16 protein-coding genes and 3 pseudogenes are annotated in these 20,389 nt (G+C 66.3%); 12 read left to right on the forward strand and 7 right to left on the reverse strand.

Annotated features, from left to right (window positions below):
- Positions 1–7: 7 nt before the first annotated feature.
- From ASD14_RS06305 to ASD14_RS06315, 3 genes are all read left to right on the forward strand, one after another.
- Positions 8–391: a VOC family protein gene (locus ASD14_RS06305; RefSeq protein WP_056130585.1), complete on the forward strand. Its 384-nt coding sequence runs from the start codon at positions 8–10 to the stop codon at positions 389–391.
- Between the two features lie 173 nt (positions 392–564).
- Entirely contained in the window at positions 565–2,271 is a 1,707-nt protein-coding gene (locus tag ASD14_RS06310; RefSeq protein WP_157475132.1) for a tetratricopeptide repeat protein, read from the forward strand.
- 372 nt (positions 2,272–2,643) lie between these two features.
- On the forward strand, positions 2,644–3,753 hold the full coding sequence (locus tag ASD14_RS06315; RefSeq protein WP_056130587.1) for an acyltransferase: 1,110 nt from the start codon (positions 2,644–2,646) through the stop codon (positions 3,751–3,753).
- Here ASD14_RS06315 and ASD14_RS06320 read toward each other — a convergent pair.
- Positions 3,742–4,578: an SAM-dependent methyltransferase gene (locus ASD14_RS06320; protein WP_056130591.1), complete on the reverse strand. Its 837-nt coding sequence runs from the start codon at positions 4,576–4,578 to the stop codon at positions 3,742–3,744. The genes ASD14_RS06315 and ASD14_RS06320 overlap by 12 nt on opposite strands.
- Positions 4,579–4,796: 218 nt before the next feature.
- On the opposite strand from ASD14_RS06320, the gene ASD14_RS06325 reads away from it, so the two are divergent.
- On the forward strand, positions 4,797–6,857 hold the full coding sequence (locus ASD14_RS06325; RefSeq protein WP_056130594.1) for a M13-type metalloendopeptidase: 2,061 nt from the start codon (positions 4,797–4,799) through the stop codon (positions 6,855–6,857).
- Positions 6,858–6,973: 116 nt separating this feature from the next.
- Here ASD14_RS06325 and ASD14_RS06330 read toward each other — a convergent pair whose 3' ends face one another.
- From ASD14_RS06330 to ASD14_RS06340, 3 genes are read right to left on the reverse strand one after another with little or no spacing between them, the layout of a single operon-like run.
- On the reverse strand, positions 6,974–7,648 hold the full coding sequence (locus tag ASD14_RS06330; RefSeq protein ID WP_056130597.1) for an alpha/beta hydrolase-fold protein: 675 nt from the start codon (positions 7,646–7,648) through the stop codon (positions 6,974–6,976).
- On the reverse strand, positions 7,645–8,454 hold the full coding sequence (locus ASD14_RS06335) for a class III extradiol ring-cleavage dioxygenase (protein ID WP_056130600.1): 810 nt from the start codon (positions 8,452–8,454) through the stop codon (positions 7,645–7,647). Before ASD14_RS06335 ends, ASD14_RS06330 begins: the two co-directional genes overlap by 4 nt.
- Positions 8,455–8,505: 51 nt before the next feature.
- Positions 8,506–8,901, reverse strand: a complete 396-nt coding sequence (locus ASD14_RS06340) for a DoxX family protein (protein WP_304438268.1) — start codon at positions 8,899–8,901, stop codon at positions 8,506–8,508.
- A gap of 204 nt (positions 8,902–9,105) precedes the next feature.
- On the opposite strand from ASD14_RS06340, the gene ASD14_RS06345 reads away from it, so the two are divergent.
- Positions 9,106–10,002 (forward strand): LysR family transcriptional regulator, encoded by an 897-nt coding sequence (locus tag ASD14_RS06345; RefSeq protein WP_056130605.1) that lies wholly within the window; start codon positions 9,106–9,108, stop codon positions 10,000–10,002.
- A gap of 143 nt (positions 10,003–10,145) precedes the next feature.
- Positions 10,146–11,243 (forward strand): Gfo/Idh/MocA family oxidoreductase, encoded by a 1,098-nt coding sequence (locus tag ASD14_RS06350; RefSeq protein WP_056130607.1) that lies wholly within the window; start codon positions 10,146–10,148, stop codon positions 11,241–11,243.
- 289 nt (positions 11,244–11,532) lie between these two features.
- On the opposite strand, the gene ASD14_RS06355 is transcribed toward ASD14_RS06350, so the two are convergent.
- Positions 11,533–11,931, reverse strand: coding sequence for a hypothetical protein (locus ASD14_RS06355; RefSeq protein WP_056130610.1), 399 nt, complete (start codon positions 11,929–11,931; stop codon positions 11,533–11,535).
- 320 nt (positions 11,932–12,251) lie between these two features.
- On the opposite strand from ASD14_RS06355, the gene ASD14_RS06360 reads away from it, so the two are divergent.
- Both ASD14_RS06360 and ASD14_RS06365 read left to right on the forward strand, forming a co-directional pair.
- Positions 12,252–13,640, forward strand: coding sequence for an aminotransferase class V-fold PLP-dependent enzyme (locus ASD14_RS06360; RefSeq protein ID WP_056130613.1), 1,389 nt, complete (start codon positions 12,252–12,254; stop codon positions 13,638–13,640).
- A gap of 346 nt (positions 13,641–13,986) precedes the next feature.
- Entirely contained in the window at positions 13,987–15,102 is a 1,116-nt protein-coding gene (locus tag ASD14_RS06365) for a serine hydrolase domain-containing protein (protein WP_056130615.1), read from the forward strand.
- Positions 15,103–15,513: 411 nt separating this feature from the next.
- On the opposite strand, the gene ASD14_RS06370 is transcribed toward ASD14_RS06365, so the two are convergent.
- Positions 15,514–17,208 carry a tetratricopeptide repeat protein gene (locus ASD14_RS06370; protein ID WP_056130621.1) on the reverse strand — a complete coding sequence of 565 codons (1,695 nt, stop codon included), beginning with the start codon at positions 17,206–17,208 and terminating at the stop codon, positions 15,514–15,516.
- A gap of 179 nt (positions 17,209–17,387) precedes the next feature.
- Between ASD14_RS06370 and ASD14_RS06375 the strand changes: the two genes are divergently transcribed.
- The coding region (locus tag ASD14_RS06375; RefSeq protein ID WP_157475219.1) for a VOC family protein at positions 17,388–17,751 on the forward strand (364 nt) is incomplete at its 3' end.
- Position 17,752: 1 nt separating this feature from the next.
- Positions 17,753–17,914: pseudogene (locus ASD14_RS16470) on the forward strand (VOC family protein); the annotation flags it as partial.
- Positions 17,915–18,062: 148 nt separating this feature from the next.
- Here ASD14_RS16470 and ASD14_RS06380 read toward each other — a convergent pair.
- On the reverse strand, positions 18,063–19,754 hold the full coding sequence (locus ASD14_RS06380; protein WP_056130624.1) for a hypothetical protein: 1,692 nt from the start codon (positions 19,752–19,754) through the stop codon (positions 18,063–18,065).
- A 229-nt stretch (positions 19,755–19,983) separates the two neighbouring features.
- Between ASD14_RS06380 and ASD14_RS16005 the strand changes: the two are divergent.
- A pseudogene (locus tag ASD14_RS16005) lies at positions 19,984–20,197 on the forward strand (VOC family protein); the annotation flags it as partial.
- A gap of 1 nt (position 20,198) precedes the next feature.
- Positions 20,199–20,359, forward strand: a pseudogene (locus ASD14_RS16475) (VOC family protein); the annotation flags it as partial.
- Positions 20,360–20,389 lie beyond the last annotated feature (30 nt).

A 20,389-nucleotide genomic window follows, 5' to 3' on the forward strand; every position in this document is an offset into this window, starting at 1 on the left:
AGATGTCATGAAGCGCATATGGACCATCATCGGTGTTGCAGATGTCGCGCACAGCTTCACTTGGTATCAGTCCCTGCTCGGGCTACCCGGCACAGCGCCCGCGCATCCATACTTCGGACAAATTCTCGATACGGATGGGACGGTCCTGCTCTGCCTCCATCAGTGGGGCGCGCATGAGCATCCGACACTGGACAGTCCCGACAACGCGCAGCCCGGCAACGGGCTGCTTTTGTTCTTCCGTGTAGACGACTTCGACGAGGCCCTGGCCCGCGCGAAGGCACTCGCTCCTCGCCTGGATGAAGAGCCGAGCGTGAATCCCGGCACCGGCACCAGAGAGTTCGCGTTGCGCGATCCTGATGGCTATTACGTCATGGTCAGTGCGCTGACCTGACGCGTATCCCTCATTCGGGTGAGAGTCGCGGCACGATGCCAGCATGGTGCGTCGCGGCTGGCCTCTTCCCGGCGCCGGTCACGTTGTATCGCGCGTGACGGTGTGTCCGCGTACTTCACTACTCGCAACCGCCACGGCTTCCGCGCTCGCCTGCGCGTCTTTTTGGGGCTCCCATGCTGCCTGCCTTCCGTGTGTTGACTTTGTCCTGCGCCACCGCGTTGCTGGCGCTCGCTTCCTGCCGCAATCCGGGTCCGACCACGGCGTCCGAACCCGCTCCCGCGGTCTCCCCGCCCCAGATGGCAATGGTCGGCGCGCACCTGCTCGAAGGGCTGGGCAACTACCACTTCGCGATCAGCAGCAAGCATCCGGAAGTGCAGCGCTGGTTCGACCAGGGCCTGATGCTGACCTATGGCTTCAACCACGACGCCGCCGAGCGTTCGTTCCTCAAGGCGACCGAACTCGATCCCGACTGCGCGATGTGCTGGTGGGGCGCGGCGCTCGTGCTCGGTCCGCACGTCAACGCGACGATGAATCCCGACGACAACGCCGATGCGTGGAATCGCCTGCAGCGCGCACGCGCCCTGGCACCGAAAGCCAGCGAACGCGAACGCGCCTTCATCGAAGCCTTGTCGGCACGCTACGCGGAGAATCCACCGGCGGATCGCAAGTCGCTCGACGAGGCCTATGCGAAGTCCACTGGCGAACTGATGCGCAAGCGTCCTGATGATCTCGACGCGGCTGTATTCCACGCCGAAGCGCTGATGGACCTGCAACCGTGGGACTACTACGACGAGAAGCTGCAGCCGAAAGGCAACACGGCCGAAGTCGTATCGACGCTCGAATCGGTGATCGCGCGCGATCCCAACCACGCCGGCGCGCTGCACCTCTACGTGCATGCGGTGGAAGCTTCATCGGCGCCCCAGCGCGGCGCGGTCGCGGCGGATCGCCTGCGTGAACTGATTCCCGGCTCCGGCCATCTCGTGCACATGCCTGCGCACATCTACGCGCGCGTCGGTCGCTGGCATGACGCGGTGATCGCCAACGAGCGCGCCATCGAAGCCGACGATGCCTACCTGGCGCTGTGCCGTGGAAACACGCAGGGCGTGTATCCGCTCGGCTACGTGCCGCACAACCATCACTTCCTGTGGTTCGCGGCGAGCATGGAAGGCAACGGTGCGATCGCGCAATCCGCGGCGCGCACAACTGCCGAGCGCACCAACCTGCAGGAGTTGATGCGCAAGGAGGGTTACGCGGGCTTGCAGCACTACTGGATGACGCCGTGGTTCGAACGCGTGCGCTTCGGTCGTTGGGACGAGATCGCCAGCACGCCGAATCCCGCTCCAGACTTGCCATACGTCACCGCGATCTGGCATTACGCGCAGGGCATGGCCGCGGTGCGGCAGAAGCGCTTCGACGATGCGCGCAAGCATCTCGATGCACTGCGTCCGCTCGCGGCTGACCCGCAGATGGACAAGCTGATGGTGTGGGATCGCTATCCGCTGGCTTATGCGGCGCGCGTCGCCGAGCGAACGGTGACGGCGGAATTCGCGGCGGCGAATGGCAAGTACGACGAAGCGATCGCCGCGCTGAAGGAAGCCGTCGCGATCGAAGACAAGATTCCCTACGACGAGCCGCCGGGCTGGCATGCGCCGGTGCGGCAGACACTAGGCGCGGTGCTGCTCGATGCGCGTCGTCCTGGCGAAGCCGAGAGCGTCTACCGCGAGGAGCTGCGCCGTAATCCCGGCAATGGCTGGTCGTTGTTCGGGCTGGCGCAGAGCCTGCGTGCGCAGGGCAAGCGGGACGAAGCCGCGAAGGTGCAGCGTGATTTCGCCAGCGCGTGGAGTAATGCCGATGTGCGACTGACGGCTTCGCGGCTGTAAAGCCAAAGCGCCCCTCATCCGCCCTTCCTCAGCGGCCTATTCGGCCGCTTCGACCTTCTCCCCGCTGTGCGGGGAGAAGGAAGCGGGGCTGCCCTACGGTAATGGCGAACGCGGTGCTGACATCTATTAGCTTCGCGCGATTAAAGAAGGGTGGGTTTCTGCACGAAGCGGCCTACACCCTCGCCCCGCTTGCGGGGAGAGGGACAGCGTTGCGCAGCAACGCAGGGTGAGGGGCCGGCTCGCCACGCGGTTTCGCAAGCGTCTGCAATCTTCAACGCGACGCAACCAGTTCAGCATCGCCAGGACAACATCACGCGCCCGTGAGCCCAGCCGAAGGAAAGTGCCGGTTTGCATCACAGGGAGGCACGCCTGATGAATGTCAGCGCCATCGTCGAAGAACGGCCAATTCCGGCCTCCGGAATCCCCGCCGCCGCACCCGCCATCACCGACAAGCTCGACAGCGTGCAGGTGCTGCGCGCACTGGCCGCGGTCGCCGTGGTTACCCACCACATCCGCCTGTTCGGCAATGGCGCGTGGGGCGTCGATCTCTTCTTCGTGATCAGCGGCTTCATCATGTGCTTCGTCACCGAGCATTCGGGCGCGCATTTCTTCGCCAAGCGCGTGATCCGCGTCGTGCCGCTGTACTGGGCGGGCACGCTCGGCATCTTCTGTCTTGCGCTGCTGATACCGGGTTTCCTGCGCGAGACACATCCCGACCCGGTCCAGCTCGTCAAGTCGCTGTTCTTCATTCCGTACCGCACCGGCGACAACGTCTTCCCGATCATGTTCCTCGGCTGGACGCTCAACTACGAGATGTTCTTCTACCTGCTGTTCGCGGCATCGATGGCGATCAGCCACGCGTATCGCGCGGTGATCTGCTCGGCGGTGCTGGTGGCGCTGGCGATCGTCGGGTGGATGGTCGAGTTCGACTCCGTCGTGTTCGAATTCTTTACCGAATCGATCATCGTCGAATTCGCATTCGGCATGTTCTGCTACAGCGTGTTCGCGCGCACCGCCGATTGGCGCGCCAGCGCAGGCAACGGCGTGCGCACGCTGATGGTGGTCGGCGGCCTGTTGCTGATCGCCTGCATGCCGCTGATGAGCGCCCAGTCTGAAATCATTGGCCGCCCCTTCGCATGGGGCCTGCTCGCACTCGGCGCATTCCTGCTCATCGTGCACGGCCTGGCGAACCGGCGCCTGCCGCGCTTCGCCGTGCTGGTCGGCGACGCGAGCTATTCGCTGTACCTGTTCCACCCGTACGTGCTGAACGTCTTCAACCGCGTGCTGCGTCCGTCCTACGATCCGGGTTCACCGAACGCGTATCTGATGGCGCTGCTCGCGATCGCAGTGTGCTGTGGCGTGGCGGTCGTGCTGTACCGCTTGCTGGAGCTGCCGTTGACGACGTGGCTGCGCCGGAAGTTCCTGCCGCGGCGAAGCGAACAATCCCGTGGTGTGGATGCGGGTGCTGTTTCAGCGCCTTAGCGCCAGCACGCCATCCAGCGCGAGCTGCGCCTTGAAGCCGGCCTTCTCGAGCCGCTTGGCGACTTCGCGCGGCACATCGCGACCGCTGGTGAGCTTGTTCGGGCTGCCGGTGTAGTGGAACAGGCGTCCGCCACGCTTAAGCACGCGCGATAGCTGGTCATAGAACACCTGCGAATACAACTCGCCGGCGATACCGAAGCGCGGCGGATCGTGGAGCAGGGCATCCACCGATGCATCCGGAATGCCCGCAATCACCTGCGACACATCCGCATGCGTGAGTTGCAGCCTTCCGCTACTGACAGGTGAATCCGGATCCGGCGACCACGGATTGAGCGTACGCAGCCACAGCACGCTCGCGTTCTTCTCGAACGATTGGATGCGCGCGACACCTGCTTCAAGGCAGCAAGCGGCGAAGTAGCCAAGCCCGCCGCAGGTATCGAGCACCACCTTGCCGCGCGGCTCGACCAGCGCCACCTTGCGTCGCGCATCATCGAGCGGCGATTCCTTCGACGTCGGCAACATCTTGATGCCGTCGATCTCGAACGTGGGCACGTCCCATTCCGTCGGCACCAGCTTGATCAGCGAACCGGCGTAGCGCGACACCGGCGCGAACTCATCGCCGTCCCAGTAATAGATCGTCCGATCCTTGAGCCCGGAGGGATACGGATAGCGTTGCCCGCGCCATTGCCATGCGTCCGCCTCCAGCACTGCTTCGCCGCGCGATCGCCCGAGATCCAGCGAGCCGCTCCATGTGCCGGCGTCGCGCGCGGCGAGCAGGTCTGCTGCGAGAGGGCGGGTGAGAAGGGGGCCGGAGTAATGCGGCAAGGCGAACGATCTCCGAGAAAGCGACGCGCTGGAAAAGCGCGCCAGTTTCGCATGGCGGTTCTGCGCCCCGGACGGGTACCCGCGACTTTGCCCGATCCGGCCTTTCCCCTGCGCCAGTCGCGCATCGCACCAACATCGACGATCCCGGACTATCGGCCTACGACATGCCACTCCCGTCGCGCTAGGCTCGCGCCTTTCCACCGGGGAACCGCCGCAACATGAAGCCTTCACGTTTGACCCTGAGCCTCGCGCTCGCCGCTTCGCTGGCCACTTCGTTCGCACACGCCGCCGATGCGCCGGCAACGGCCAAGCCCATGCTCGGCAGCTTCGGCGTCGACCTCACCTCGCAGGACACCAGGGTGAAGCCCGGCGACGACTTCAACCGCTACGTCAACGGCCACTGGCTCGACACCTACCAGCTGAAGGACTACGAGACCTCGTACGGTTCCTTCAACGCGCTGCGCGACCGCTCCGAGGAGCAGGTGCACGCGATCATCGAGGAACTGCAGCAGCGCAAGGACCTCACCGCCGGCAGCGAAGCGCAGAAGGTGCGCGACTACTACGCCAGCTACATGGACCGCGCCGCGCGCGACGCCGCGGGCATCAAGCCGCTGCAGCCGGTGCTCGACAGGATCGCGAAGATCAAGTCGAAGGACGCCCTGATCACCGCGTTCGGCAACACCGATCTCGACGGCACCAACGCACCGGTCGGATTCGGCGTCAGCCTCGACCGCAAGGACCCCGACCACTACCTGGTGGGTCTCGCCGTTGGCGGGCTCGGCCTGCCGGACCGCGACTACTACCTCAACCAGGAAGCCCGCTTCGTCGGCATCCGCACGCAGTACGTCGAGCACATTGCGAAGATGCTCGCCTTCGCCGGCGCGAAGGATGCGAAGCCGCGCGCCGAAGCCATCCTCGCCCTCGAAACCGGACTCGCGAAGCCGATGTGGGAACGCGCGCAGATGCGCAACCGCGACAAGACCTACAACGTCGTGACCTTCGCGGAACTGCAGAAGCAGTACCCCGGCTTCGACTGGGCCGCGCTGGTGAAGGCGCAGGGTATGCCCGCGCTCGATCGCGTCAACGTCGTCACCCCGAGCTCGGTGCAGCCGGTGCTCGACGTGATCGCCAAGACGCCGCTGCCCGTGTGGCGCGACTACCTGACCTTCCACGCCGTGCGCAACAACGCGCCGCTGCTGAGCAAGGAAATCGACGACGCGGCATTCGCCTTCAACGGCACCGTGCTGAGCGGACAGAAGGCGCAGAAAGAAGACTGGAAGCGCGGCGTCACCCTGGTCGGCGGCATGGACGGCCTCGGCGATGCGCTCGGCAAGCTCTACGTCGAACGCCACTTCTCGCCCGAAGCCAAGGCGGCGATGCAACAGCTCGTCGAGAACCTGCGCAAGGCACTGCGCGCCAACATCGAGAAGATCGACTGGATGAGCGATGCGACCAAGGCCGAGGCCTATCGCAAGCTCGCTTCGTTCCGTCCCAAGGTCGGTTACCCGGACAAGTGGCGCGACTACTCCAGCGTCACCATCAAGCCGGGCGACCTGATGGCCAACGTGATGGAAATGCGCCGCTACGGCCGCAACGACGAAGTGCGCCGCATCGGCACCAGGACCGACCGCGACGAGTGGGGCATGACGCCGCAGACGGTCAACGCGTACTACAACTCGACCTTCAACGAGATCGTGTTCCCGGCCGGCATCCTGCAGGCGCCGTTCTTCGACCTCAACGCCGACCCGGCCGTGAACTACGGCGGCATCGGTGCGGTGATCGGCCACGAAATGGGCCACGGCTTCGACGACCAGGGCAGCAAGTCCGACTTCGCCGGCATCCAGCGCAACTGGTGGACCGACGCCGACCGCACCGGTTTCGAAGCCAAGACCAAGGCGCTGGGCTCGCAGTACGACGCGTTCTGCCCGATCGAAAAGACCTGCGTCAACGGCGCGCTGACGATGGGCGAAAACATCGGCGACCTCGGCGGCATCTCCATGGCCTACACCGCCTACCAGCTGAGCCTGGGCGGCAAGCCCGCGCCGGTGGTCGACGGCCTGACCGGCGACCAGCGCTTCTTCCTGTCGTGGGGCCAGATCTGGAAGGGCAAGTACCGCGACGAGGCGCTGGTCAACCTGATCAAGACCAATCCGCACTCGCCGTCGGAGTTCCGTGCCAACGGCCCGCTGCGCAACTTCGATCCCTGGTACAAGGCATTCGACGTGAAGGCGGGCGACAAGATGTACATCGCGCCGGAACAGCGCGTGCGCATCTGGTAATAGTGTGTGCAATGAAGACGACGAGGCCCGCGCAAGCGGGCTTCGTTTTTGGTGGCCTACGGCTACTGCGTTCGAGGCGGAAGCACGAAACCAGTCAGCAATGCCGCGCACGTTCCTCAGCGACTGACCGCCTGTTCGAACCACGCCAGGAAATCGTCCTGCATGGCCGCAGGTATTTCGTGCCCGGCGGGATAGAGCACTGTGCGGTGCGGGACGCCCACGCGCGTCAGCAGCGCATCGGCCCGTTCGGCCCACGCGGGCGGAAGCTTGGTGTCGTGCGCGCCATGCGCGACGAATGCGTCGACTCGCCGTAGCGACTCCGGCGGAGCAACGAAGTCTTCGATCTCGGGAAGGATGCGGCCCGACAGCACCGCGAAGCCGGCGACCAGGTCCGGCGCGGTCAGTCCGACGCTCGCGCTCATGATTCCGCCCTGGCTGAAACCGGCGATGGCGGTGCGCGCCGGAGCAATGCCGTGGCGCGCCTGCAGGCCGGCGATGAACTCCTGCAAGAGCGACGCGCTGTGCTGCGCCTGAGCGAAGTCCATGCGTGGCCCGCTGGCATCGAAATGCACCGGAAACCACGCGTATTGCCCGGGCCCGGCCACCAGCGGCGCCCGCGGGAACACGACCAGCGTGTCGCCCGCGACTTTCATGCCGAGGGGCACGAGGTTCGTCTCGTTGCCACCCACGCCATGGAGCAGCAGCAACAGGCGCGACGGCGCGCCGGCCGGCATGAGGGCGCGATAGCCGAGCGGGTCCGCCTGTTGCAGCGGGATGGCGGCCAGGTTCATGCCGCCTCCGCCAACACCAGGTCGGGTGCGAGTCCGAAACCGAAGGAGTCCATCGACAGCACGTCGTACGTCATGCCGCCCGGCACGCGCCGGCGGGCGTCGCCTGCATCGCTGGCACCGAGCGCCACCAGCAGCGGCAGGTAGTGCTCTTCCGTGGGATGGGCGCGCGCCGCGAACGGCGCGCGGTTGCGGTAGTCGGCGAGTGCATCGACATCGCGGCGTTCAACGGCCGCGGCCACCCAGTCGGCGAACGCCTGCGCGTACTCCGGGTCGCGGACGTGCTGGCGGAATTCGTAAAGGTTGTGGGTCAGGCTGCCGGAACCGACCACCAGCACGCCGCGCTCGCGCAGCGGCGCCAGCGCTTCGCCCAGGCGCAATGCACCCGCCGCGTCGATGCGATGCGGAAGCGACACCTGCAGCACCGGCACGCCGGCGTCCGGCCTGAGGTACCGCAGCGGCACCCAGGCGCCATGGTCGAGGCCGCGCTGTGGGTCGAGGTCGGCATCGAATCCCGCGGCACGCAGGAGCGCGACGGTATCGGCGGCGAGTTCCGGCGCACCGGGCGCGGGGTACCGCAGCGCGTACAGCGGAGGCGGGAAACCGCCGAAGTCGTGGATGGTTTCCGGTGTCGCGGCGCCCGTGACGCGCACGCCGCGCAGCGTCTGCCAGTGCGGCGAGACGACGAGGATCGCGGTGAGCGACGGCAGGCTTTCGCCGATCCGCGCGAGGTTCGGGCCGAGCAGGCCCGGTTCGAGCGCGAACATCGGCGAACCATGGGAAACGAAGAGGGAAGGCGTGCGGGACATGGCGGCTCCGGACCGCGGGCATCGCGCCCGCGGTCAGTGGGAAGGCAGGGATCAGTGGGCGATGGCCGTGCGGCGCACCAGGCGCGATTCCAGGCTCAGCGCGCCCGGACCGTTGGCGGCCAGCAGCAGGAAACCACCGGCGATCGCGAAGTTCTTCCAGAACATGATCGCCTGGACCTGGTCGGCAAGGTTCGCGTGGAAGAGCATCGCCGAAGCGACCGAGAACACCGCGAGGGCGAGGGCGGTCCACCGGGTGAAGACGCCGGCCAGGATCGCCAGGCCACCGCCAAGCTCGAGCGCGATCACCAGCGGCAGCAACGCGCCGGGTACGCCCATGGCGTCCATATAACCTTGGGTGGCGGCGTAGCCGCCGATCTTGCCCCAGCCGGAAATGATGAAGATCAGCGACAGGCCGACACGGCCGAGCAGCGAGAGATATGCGTTCACGAGGGTGTTCTCCTGGAAGGTGGACGGCATGGTGGAGGCGGGCAGCGCCCGGTCCCGCGCCACGCCGGAAGGGATATCCGGTATCCGCTGCGGCTCAGGGCTTGCCTGAGGGGCCGTATCGGATGCAGCCACTGTATTGGTCACCGCTCCGGCGATAAACATGCGTTAGAGTGAAAAACTGTCTCCCGGGGCGGAACAATCGCCATGCTCGACCTCCAGCAGCTCGGCAGCTTCCTCGCCGTCGTCCGGGCGGGCAGCTTCGTGGGCGCCGCCGAGGCCACCGGCCTGTCGAAGGCCGCCGTCTCCCGGCACGTGGCCGAACTCGAAGAGCACCTCGGCGTACGCCTGCTCCACCGGACCACGCGCCGGCTTTCGCTGACCGAGGACGGCCAGCGCTTCCACGCGCGCGCGGCGGAACTGGCGGCGGCCCTGTCCGAACTGGAGTCGGAGACCGCCTCCAGCGGCGGCGAGGCGACCGGCCTGCTGCGCATCAATGCGCCGGTGACATTCGGCAACCTGCACCTGGCGCCGCTCTGGCCGCGCTTCACCGCGGCGAACCCGAAGGTGTCGCTGGACATCACCCTCAACGACCGCGTCGTGGACCTGGTCGAGGAAGGCTACGACCTCGCCATCCGCATCACCTCGAACCTGGCCGCCTCGCAACTGGTCAGCCGTCGCCTCGCCACCACGCGCATCGTGCTCTGCGCATCGCCCGGCTACCTCGCCGCGCACGGCACGCCCGTGCACCCGCGCGAACTGGCCGACCACCAGGTGCTCGCCTACACCTACTGGTCGGGCGGCGACGACTGGCGTTTCCGCGGGCCGGAAGGCGAAGCGGCGGTGCGCGTGCAGCCGCGCATCCACACCAACAGCGGCGACACCTGCCGCGCCGCCGCGCTCGAAGACCAGGGCATCGTGCTGCAGCCCGACTTCCTCGTCGGTCCGGACCTCAGGCGCGGCACGCTGGTCGAAGTGATGCCCCGGTACCGCTCGCTGGAACTCGGCATCCACGCCGTGTATCCCACGCGCAAGCACCTGCCGATGAAGACGCGGCGGCTGGTCGACTTCCTGGTGCAGGCGTTCGCAAGGCCTTCCTGGTAAGTCCACGCCGCGAGACGCGGCCGCGATACCACGCGGTTTCGGGAGTCGCGGCACACGGCGGCTAAGCGCCGTTCGCCAGCTTCACCGACACGGAACTCATCCCCGGATTACCTTCCCCTCCAACCACCACGCGCGAGCCCACCATGGCCACGCTCTCCCGCCGCCAGTTCCTCACCTCGACCGCCACCATCGCCATGGCCACTCTCATCAACACCGATGCCACGCGCGCGAAGGCGCAGTCCTCACGCAAGCTCGGCTTCGCACTCTGCGGACTTGGCAACCTGAGCACGCACCAGATCGCCCCGGCATTGGCGAAGACGAAACACTGCCGCCTAGCCGGCATCGTCACCGGCACGCCGGCCAAGGCCGAAGCGTGGAAGGCGCAGTACGACATCCCCGCGGGCAACGTCTATTCCTACAACGACATGCACCGCATGGCGGACAACCCCGACATCGACGTCGTCTACGTCGTCACGCCCAACGCGCTGCACGCCGAGCAAACCATCAAGGCCGCGCAGGCGGGCAAGCACGTGTTTTGCGAGAAGCCGATGGAAGTGTCGGTCGAACGCTGCCAGCAGATGATCGATGCCTGCCGCAAGGCCGGTCGCGTGCTCGGCACCGCGTACCGCTGCCAGTTCGATCCGCACCACCTCGAATGCATCCGCCTGGTGCGCGAAGAAGTGTTCGGCAAGACCACGATCGTCCAGGCCGGCTTCGCCATCGACGTCGGCGATCCCGCTCAATGGCGACTCAAGCGCGCGCTCGCCGGCGGCGGTGCATTGATGGACGTCGGCATCTACGCGCTGCAGGCCACGCGTTATCTCACCGGCGAAGAGCCCGTCCTCGTCTCCGCCATCGAAACCAAGACCGACAAGATCAAGTTCGCCGAAGTCGACGAAAGCATGGTCTGGACCACGCGCTTCCCCAGCGGCGTCGTCGCGTACTGCAGCACCAGCTACCGCACCGGCGGCATCCAGAACCTGCGCGTCAATGCGGAACGCGGCTGGTTCGAACTCGACCCTGCGTTCTTCTACGACGGCAACCACGGCCGCCGCAGCGACGGCCAGGAAATCCGCTTCCCCGAGATCGACCTGTTCGCCGCGGAAATGGACGACTTCGCGCAGTGCATCCTCGAAGGACGCCCGACGAAGGTGCCGGGCGAAGATGGCCTGCGCGACGTCCGGATCATGCAGGCGATCTACGAATCGGCGAGGACGGGCAGGGCGGTGTCGCTGGGCTGAGAATTCTTCTCCCCGCCTGGAACACAATGCCCGACGCGTGAACTCTTCTCACCGCTCACGGGAGATGCCCGACGCGTGAACTCCCCGCTTGCGGGGAGAAGATGCCCGAAGGGCAGACGCCCCGAAGGAAGCACCCTTGGGGTGTGAGGGGGAGCGAGCGAAGCGAGTTGCTGCTGTTGTTGTTTGAATCAACACCAGAAGCAAAAGCACCGCTCGCTACGCTCGCGTCCCCTCACCCGCCCTTCGGACACCCTCTCCCCGCAAGCGGGGCGAGGGGTACTCCATCCCGTCAATTCGGCAACACGCGCACGTATCCGTACATGCCGCCGGCGAAATGCGGCAACACACCGCAGATCACCAGGTACGTGCCAGGCGCGGCAAAGTTGACCACTTCCACGCGATCGCGCGACTGCAGCGAAGGATCGACACCGCGGTAGATGCGCCGGTTCGGGTCGTCGATGATCGGCAATACCGGCGGCGTGGCGCTGGTCGTCGGCGTGGTCAGCGCAATATTGATGTCGGTCGGCGTCACGCCATCGTCGTAGATCGCGATGTTGTGCAGGCCGGAGACGATGAAGTTGACGCTGCCGCCCGACCGGATCGTCACCATGTTCGGCGTCATTGCGTGGACGTTCGTGGTCGGTGACCCGCCGAAGTTCGGATAGCGATCGAGTGGCGGCGAGGACATCCATTGCCCGAAGCTGACGGTGGCATTTCCAAGCGGGTCGCCGGCAAAAGCCGGAGAACTGGCGAAGGCAAGGGCAAGCGCGACAACTGCACTCAGGCGGTGAACACGTTCATGGGTCGTACTCCGTTGCAGGAGGAAGTGCGCTGGGGCGCTCTCGTCACAACGTCGACTCGCCGCGGGTGCCGGTCGCCGAAGCGGCCTTTCCACCCATTCGGGTCATGCGATCAACCGCTTCCGCAGAACGAAGCCGTCCGGCAGGCAGTCGCATCGCACCTCGCCGCCGGCCTACGATGTCCCATTCCCGAGCCAAGGAGCCCGCAATGCGCACTCCCTTCGATCCGCTGCTCGACCGCGCCCACGCGCACGCCAGCGAGTTCCTCCGTGATCTTCCCGACCGCTTCGTCGGTGCACGCGCCAGCCGCGACGAAATGATCGCCGCGCTCGACGCACCGCTCACGCAGCACGGCGAAGACGCCGGCGTCGTGATCGACCTCCTCGCACGCAACGCCGAACGCGGCGCCTCGGCCTGCGCGTCGCCGCGCTACTTCGGCTTCGTCATCGGCGGCTCGTTGCCCGTGGCACTCGCGGCCGACTGGCTCGTGTCCACGTGGGACCAGAACGCGGGCATCCACGTCATCTCGCCGATCACCGCCGCAATGGAAGAAGTCGCCGCGCGCTGGCTGCTCGATCTCTTCGACCTCCCGCGCGAAAGCGGCGTCGGCTTCGTCACCGGCTGCCAGATGGCGCACTTCACCTGCCTCGCTGCCGCGCGCCATGGCGTGCTGCGCAGGGCAGGGTGGGACGTCGAAGCCGACGGCCTCAACGGCGCGCCGCGCATCAACATCGTTGCCTCGCAGGAAGCGCACATCACCCTCGACGCCGCGCTGCGTTACCTCGGTCTCGGCACGCGCTCGCTCGTGCACGTGGAATCCGACGAACAGGGCCGCATGCGCGCCGACCACCTGCACAACGTGCTGTCCACGCTGCAGGGCCCGACGATCGTCTGCGCGCAGGCCGGCAACGTGAACACCGGCGCCTTCGACCCGCTGCGCGAGATCGGCGAACTCGCGCGCGAACGCGGTGCGTGGATGCACGTCGACGGCGCCTTCGGCCTGTGGGCGAGGGCGAGCGAGGAACGCCGCGCACTCGCCGACGGCATCGAACTCGCCGATTCCTGGGCCACCGACGCGCACAAGTGGCTCAACGTCCCCTACGACAGCGGCGTCGCCATCGTCCGCCACGCGGACGACCACCGTGACGCGATGACCTCCACCGCGGCCTACCTCATCCAGACCCGCGGCGCCGAACGCGACGCCGTCGACTGGGTCCCCGAGTTCTCCCGCCGCGCCCGCGGCATTCCCGTCTACGCGACGCTGCGTGCACTGGGCCGCGACGGCGTCGCCGACCTCGTCGACCGCTGCTGCGCCCGCGCGCGCCAGTTCGCGCAACTGCTCTCCGCCGATCCCAACGTGCGCATCCTCAACGACGTCGTGCTGAACCAGGTGCTGGTCCGCTTCGGCGACGACGATGAGCTCACGCGCGCCGTCATCGCCGGCGTGCAGCAGGACGGCACCTGCTGGGCCAGCGGCACCACCTGGCACGGCCTCGCCGCGATGCGCATCTCGGTGTCGAACTGGGCGACGAGCGAGGAAGACGTGGAAGTGAGCGCGGCGGCGATGTTGCGTGTGTTCCGAAGCCTGCTCGGCTGAGGCTTCTTCTTCTCCCCGCCTGCGGGGAGAAGATGCCCGAAGGGCAGAAGAGGGGGAGCGAGCGAAGCGAGTTGCTCTTTGCTGCTTCTGCTCCACTTCGACAACCCAGCATTCCGGACATCCAAATGCTGGGGTGGTGAAGCCAACCCAGCCTATGAACCGAAAGCACCGTAGGGTGGGCCGGCCCACCGCTCTCCGCCATGCACTCACGCGAACGCGCACGGCGGGCCTGAGCCCACCCAGCGAATGACACGATTCGCGCCGGATTCCCGGGGTTTCGTCGCAATCAGGTTGCGCTGCATAACGCTGCCATGCCGTGATGGTTCGACCCCATCCGGAGCCTGCCATGGAAATCTGCCTGCCCTCGTGCCGCGACGTGCTTGCATGGGTCCTGCTTGCGCTGGCCGCGTTGCTGCCGCGGCAAGGGCACGCCCAGGCGGAAGCAAAGGCTCAGACTGCCGCAGCCTTCATCGAAACGTACGCAAGGGAGCACGACTTCAACGGGACGGTGCTGGTTGAGAAGAACGGCCGGATCGTCGTCCAGCAAAGCTTCGGGCTGGCGAATTACCCCTTCGGCGTCAGCAACACTCCGCAGACCAGGTACAAGATCGCTTCGATAACGAAGCTGTTCACGTCCGTGCTGATCCTGCAGCTGCATGAGCAGGGAAAGATCGATCTGCACGGGCACATCAGGCAGTACCTGCCGGAATACGCGGGCGAGGGCGCCGACAAGGTATCGATCCATCAGTTGTTGAACCACAGCTCCGGCATCCGGAACTTCGACCAGGTCACCAGCATGGAGGCCGCGTTGACCGGCGGACTGCCGACCTATCAGTCCCCCTACACATCCGACCAGCTGCTCGCGAAATTCTGCAGCGGTCCGCTGGAGAAACCACCCGGGACAGCCTTCAGCTACAACAACGCGGACTACATCATCCTCGGCAAGATCGTGGAGCGGTTGCACGGCCAGCCATTCGCACAGGTGCTCGAAACCGCGATCCTCAAGCCGCTGGGCATGGCCGACACCGGCATGTTGAGGCAGAGCGACATCATCCCGAACCTGGCGAATACCTACTTCTACCGGGAGGATTTGGGGAAGCTGGTCAACGACCTGCCGGTGTATCCGGAAAACTGGTACGCAGCGGGTGCCATGTATTCGACGGCAGCCGATCTCCTGCGATTTTCCGATGCCCTGTTCGGGGCGAAGCTGATCAGGGAGGACACGCTCGCGCTCATGCTGACGCCCGGGCTGGACGACTACGGCTACGGGGCATGGATATACGACGCGAAGATCAATGGAAAGAGTCACCGGATGGTGAAGCGTCCGGGCCAGATCATGGGAGCGCAGACCCAGCTCTTTCACGTCCTCGGCGAGGGCATCACCATCATTCTGCTGGGCAATGCTGGCAGGGCCGATCTCGATGAGTTCGTGGCAAGAATCGGCGAGCAGATGGTTCGTTGACACGGGCGGCGACGCGGGAGAGGGCGGCGGGCGGAGCAAGTTGCTCTTTGCTCCTCTCAACAACAAAGGCCAAAGCACGCTCGCTCCGCTCGCGCCCCTCACCCGCCGTTGGGCACCCTCTCCCCGCAAGCGGGGAGAGGGGAAGCGGATCCGTCCGATGGGTTGAGTGTGAGGACAACGAGTGAAGCAAGCTGCTCTTACTTTCTTCTCCCGGCACGCGGGGAGAAGATGCTCGAAGGGCAGACGCCCCGAAGGAAGCACCCTAGGAGTGTGAGGGGGGCAAGCGAAGCGAGCAGCTCTTTCCTTCTTCTCCCCGCTTGCGGGGAGAAGATGCCCGAAGGGCAGACGCCCCGAAGGAAGCACCCTTGGGGTGTGAGGGGAGGCGAGCGCAGCGAGTTGCTTCTGCCCTAGTCACTCGCTGGTAGAAGTTGCGAGTACCTCACGCCCCCAAGCCTCCGCCTCACGCCGACGCGGTCCGTCCTTCGCAATATCAAGCAGGTTCTGCAGGTGTTTTTGCGCGCTCTCGCGATCACCAGTCGCAGCCGCCGCACGTGCCGCGCCCAGCAGTGAATTGAAACGTTCCGGATACGCATCCAACGAGCGCTCGTACGCAGCCAACGCCTCCGCCGGACGCTCCTGCTGCATCAACAGATCCCCAAGCTGCTCTTCCGCCGGCAACGTCGGCCCCGGCGTGACTGCGTGCTTCGGTGCTGCCGCTTCCAGCGCCGCAGCTTCCGTCAGCAGCGCAAGCGCACGATCCGGTTCGCCCTGCGCCTGCGCGCGCCAGCCCTGCACGGCGAGGCGCAGCACGCCGATGTTTCGGGCGAACAGATCCTCGCCGCTGGTTTTCGCGCTTTCCTCGAGTTTCACGAGACGCGCGATGGCGACCTGCACGTCCACGTCCTGCGTTCCACTGGCCGGCGTCAACCGCGCCGCACCCACGCCGCGCGCGAACCAGGTGACCGCTTCCGGCCACGGATACTTGTCCCACGCGATCGTGTCGGGCGTGCGCGTGGGCAGCTGCGCCGCCGATGCCCAGTCCCCGCGTTCCAGCGCATAGCGCGCAGCGGTGGAAGACAGGTGGAATGCCGACTTGAAACTCGGTTCGATCTGCGGCTGCTCCTGCAGGCGGCGCAACTGCGCGAACGCCGCTTCGTCGTCGCCCTGCTGCAGTTCCGCGTAGACGAGGTACTCGATGGCGTGGGCGAACTCGTCCCACACGTACTGGCCATGGTCGCCTGCCGGATGTTCCAGCGCCGCGTCGGCAGCGCGCAGGTTGCCGCGGATCACCGCCGGCCAGTCGCCCAGGCGCGTGTAGATGTGCGTGGGCATGTGCAGCGCATGCGGATTCTGCGGCGCCACGGTTTCGTACTTGCGCACGATCTCGAGCAGTTCGTGCTCGCGCCCGGGGACGTCGTTGGCATGCACCAGGTAGTGCATCGCTCCCGGGTGATCGGGATTGCGTTGATAGACCGGCAGCAACAGCGCAGCGGCAGTGTCGGCATTCGCGCGCGAGCTGCTGTTCGCCGGTGCGACGGCGAGATGCGCCAGCGCGTAGAACACCGTCGCCTCGTCATCATCGGGAAGCGCTTCATGCGCGCGCTGCATGGCCGCTTCCCAACGGCGGATGCGCGCCCAGTAATCCGGCTGGCCTTCATCGTCGAAGAACGCCGCGGCCGCATCGATGAACAGCTTCTCGCGATCGCTGGTCTTGCCTGCACTGCGCGCCGCAGCCACTTCAGCCGCGCCGCGCGCGAGATCCGCCGGCGTCGGCCGTGTCGGCCACAGCGGCTGGAACAGCGTCATCGCCACGCCCCAATGCGCCATCGCGCAGTCCGGTTCGCGCGCGGCCAGCTCGGCAAACGCGCTGCGCGCCTGCGGATACGTCATGTGGTGCAGCAGCGCCAGCGCATGGTCGAAGTCGCGCTGCGCCGGCGCCGTGCAACTCACCGGAAAGTGGACCGTGCCCAGCGCGTGTCCCGCATGCGCCTGCGCCTTGTCCTGCGCGCTCGCGGTCGAAGTGAAGAGACAGGCGGCGAAAACCGCAGTGGCCAGCGCGGCAGTGCGCGAGCGCGAACCGGCGGCCTGCAAGCTTCGAAACATCATGGTCGGAGCCCCGTCGAGTGATGGCTACAGGAGCAAACGCAATGCCGCCGGCTCCCGGGTCACCGGGGCAGGGCGCCTACACGTTACGCCGCCACGCGTGCGCCCGCGTGCAGGCTTGACCGGCCGCGAACATCCCGCGTGCTACCACCACGCACTCGTCACGCCACAAGGAGTGCGCCATGCCCACCGAAATCCACCGCGGCCGCCTGATCGATCACATCCAGCTCGTCGTGCGCGACATCGAAGCCAGCCGTGCCTTTTACACCGCGGTGTTCGAAACCCTGCAGGTCCCGATGGACAAGGGCGCCGCCGACCACCTCTTCGCGGACGAACTCTTCATCTCCACCGCCGACAGCGAAGCCGCACAGGGCGAGCTCACCGGCCGCCACCACATCGCCTTCCAGGCCCGCGACCGCGCGATGGTCGACGCCTTCCACCGCACTGCACTCGCCCACGGCGGCAAGGACAACGGCAAGCCCGGCGAACGCCCGTACCACCCCGGCTACTACGCCGCCTTCGCCCTCGACCCCGACGGCAACAACANGCACTCGCCCACGGCGGCAAGGACAACGGCAAGCCCGGCGAACGCCCGTACCACCCCGGCTACTACGCCGCCTTCGCCCTCGACCCCGACGGCAACAACATCGAAGCCGTCTATCACGGACCCGCGCAGCGCAGTGCGGAGTCGGTGAAGTTCACGTTCTGAAGGTACGTCACCTGCTGCTCGCCCCGATCAGCTTGCCCGCGCCTTGTTGCCAGGGAAGTGCCTGCTCCTTCGTAAAGGTGAAATGCGATGGCCAGAAAAAGGCCCGCGGAGCGCGGGCCTTTTTCCTGCAGCTGCGACACTTACGCGATCACGGCCTGCAGCCCGGCAGTGCGAAGCTCGCGATGCGCGTCTGCCAGCCGGCGGCGCTCGAAGCCTGGCCCGCAGCGGTGTAGTACTCGTTTACGTACCAGAACGTGCAGTCGTCAACGGGATCGAGGTTGAGCGAGCTGTAGTCCCCCCAACGCGAATTGGTGGACGTCTGCACGCCAGTGCCGTCGATGATCGTGCCTTCACCTTGCGTCATCTGGCCAGCGGCATCGCGGGACAGACGCCCCGTGTAGCGGATGCCGGGGAACACATTGGTGCCGTTCACCACGCTGTAGCCCATCGCGATGTTGCCGCTCTTGTCCATCGCCACGCTGCCCATCCAGCGGTGCACGCCGTCGTTCGGCGCGTACGTGCCTTGCTGGAACAGCGAGTAGCTACCGCCACTGCGCCGGATCTCGTACCAGCGCATACCGGCCACGCCTGGCATCGCTTCCACGGCCTGGCCCGTGACCATTGCGTCGTAGGTCTTCATGTTGCGATAGGCCAGGCGGTGCAACGCGCGCTGGCGATACGACAGCACGTCCAGGAACTGGTTGGGATCGACGATCCCCGGTTGCGGCAGGCAATCGCGCGAGGTCGGCGCGCAGGGAAAGACCGAGTCGAACGAGGCAACGGGCAACTGCGCGGCGAGCGCGAGCGACGCCACCGGCGTCGATCGCCACTTCACGGACAGCTCGAAGATGTTCACTGCGTCGAGGGTCGCGCCGTACCCACCGCCGTCATCCTGCGTGCCCACCAGCGGAATGCTGGCGGCATTCAGCGGCTTCTGTTTGCCGTCGACGTACGCGGGCAACAGGCCGTCTCCGACCAGCGGCAGGATGGCCGGATTGTTGCCGTCGAGATAGAAGCCCACGGCCCGCGCTGGCTGGCCATTGATCATCTTGTTCTTCTCGAACGCGTAAACGCCGATGCCATATTCCACGGTCGGGCCGAACTCGCGCGTGGTGGCGACATAGCTGTCGGTCCATACGCCGAACTTCGGATAGTCGGGGAAGTTGGGGCCGGTATAGAACGCATAACGGTAGTAGGCGCCGGTTGGATCGCCCGTCTGCGAGATCGCCACGCAATTCCAGTTGTCGGTATCGCTGGGCGGCGTGAACTGGGTGATGAGCCAGCGGTCGGCGAACTGGTCGTACATGACGATGGGATCGCCGGCGTTATCGGCGCATTGCGGTACCGCAAAGCCGTCCCACAGCGAACCCAGCGCAATCGGGCCGAGCAGCTTCGTTCCGCTCTTGTTGTACACGGCCACGGCGAGGTTGATCGCCTCGACGTAATGATTCGGACCGATGGCGCCGACCGGGTCGGGCGGGTTCACGCGTCCGCCGTACAGCGCGAAGTTGTCGTTGTTGCTCAATCCGTCGAAATTCGCCGACGGCGTCAGTGCGGAGATCGATGCGAACGAAGATTGCCTGGCGGCGTCAACGCCGTGGCCGGTGCCCACGCGCTCGGGGCCACGCCGCTCCGGGCGGATTTCCAGCAGCAGCCCCGGATCGCCGGCGGGCTTCGCGGCAGTCGCTGCCGCCCTGGCGAGCGACTTCATGGTGGGGGACACATCGTGCGTGGCTTCGCTGAAGAAGCGCGCCTTGGCCTCCCCGGGCGGTGCGGCACGGGCGGGCGACAGGCAGATGACACCGGCAGCGACACACAGCCCGGTTGCCAGCAGCAACATTCTTTGCAAGCTCGACATTTCCATTCTCCAGTGGAGCCGGTTTGACCGGCGGGGGACCCGCGTGGAAGGCGCCGCTCGAAGATTGGGAACGTGTTGTCGCGAGCAGACGCGGTGCGGCAGAGAGTGCGCAGTGCGCCAGAGAATGCGCAGTGCGAAGTAGTCAACGCGAGGGAGTCTGCGCGTCGGCCAGTGATCTTCATCACCCGAACGGGTGTGCAGGCATGTTGCCGAACTCTTCATCTCCACCGCCGACAGCGAAGCCGCGCAGGGCGAGCTCACCGGCCGCCACCACATCGCCTTCCAGGCCCGCGACCGCGCGATGGTCGACGCCTTCCACCGCACCGCACTCGCCCACGGCGGCAAGGACAACGGCAAGCCCGGCGAACGCCCGTACCACCCCGGCTACTACGCCGCCTTCGCCCTCGACCCCGACGGCAACAACANGCACTCGCCCACGGCGGCAAGGACAACGGCAAGCCCGGCGAACGCCCGTACCACCCCGGCTACTACGCCGCCTTCGCCCTCGACCCCGACGGCAACAACACGAAGCCGTCTACCACGGACCCGCGCAGCGCAGTGCGGAGTCGGTGAAGTTCACGTTCTGATTCGTTCGACCATCCAGCCAATGAAGTAGG

Origin of the sequence: Lysobacter sp. Root494 (assembly GCF_001427225.1) — a bacterium.
Classification (GTDB): domain Bacteria; phylum Pseudomonadota; class Gammaproteobacteria; order Xanthomonadales; family Xanthomonadaceae; genus Agrilutibacter.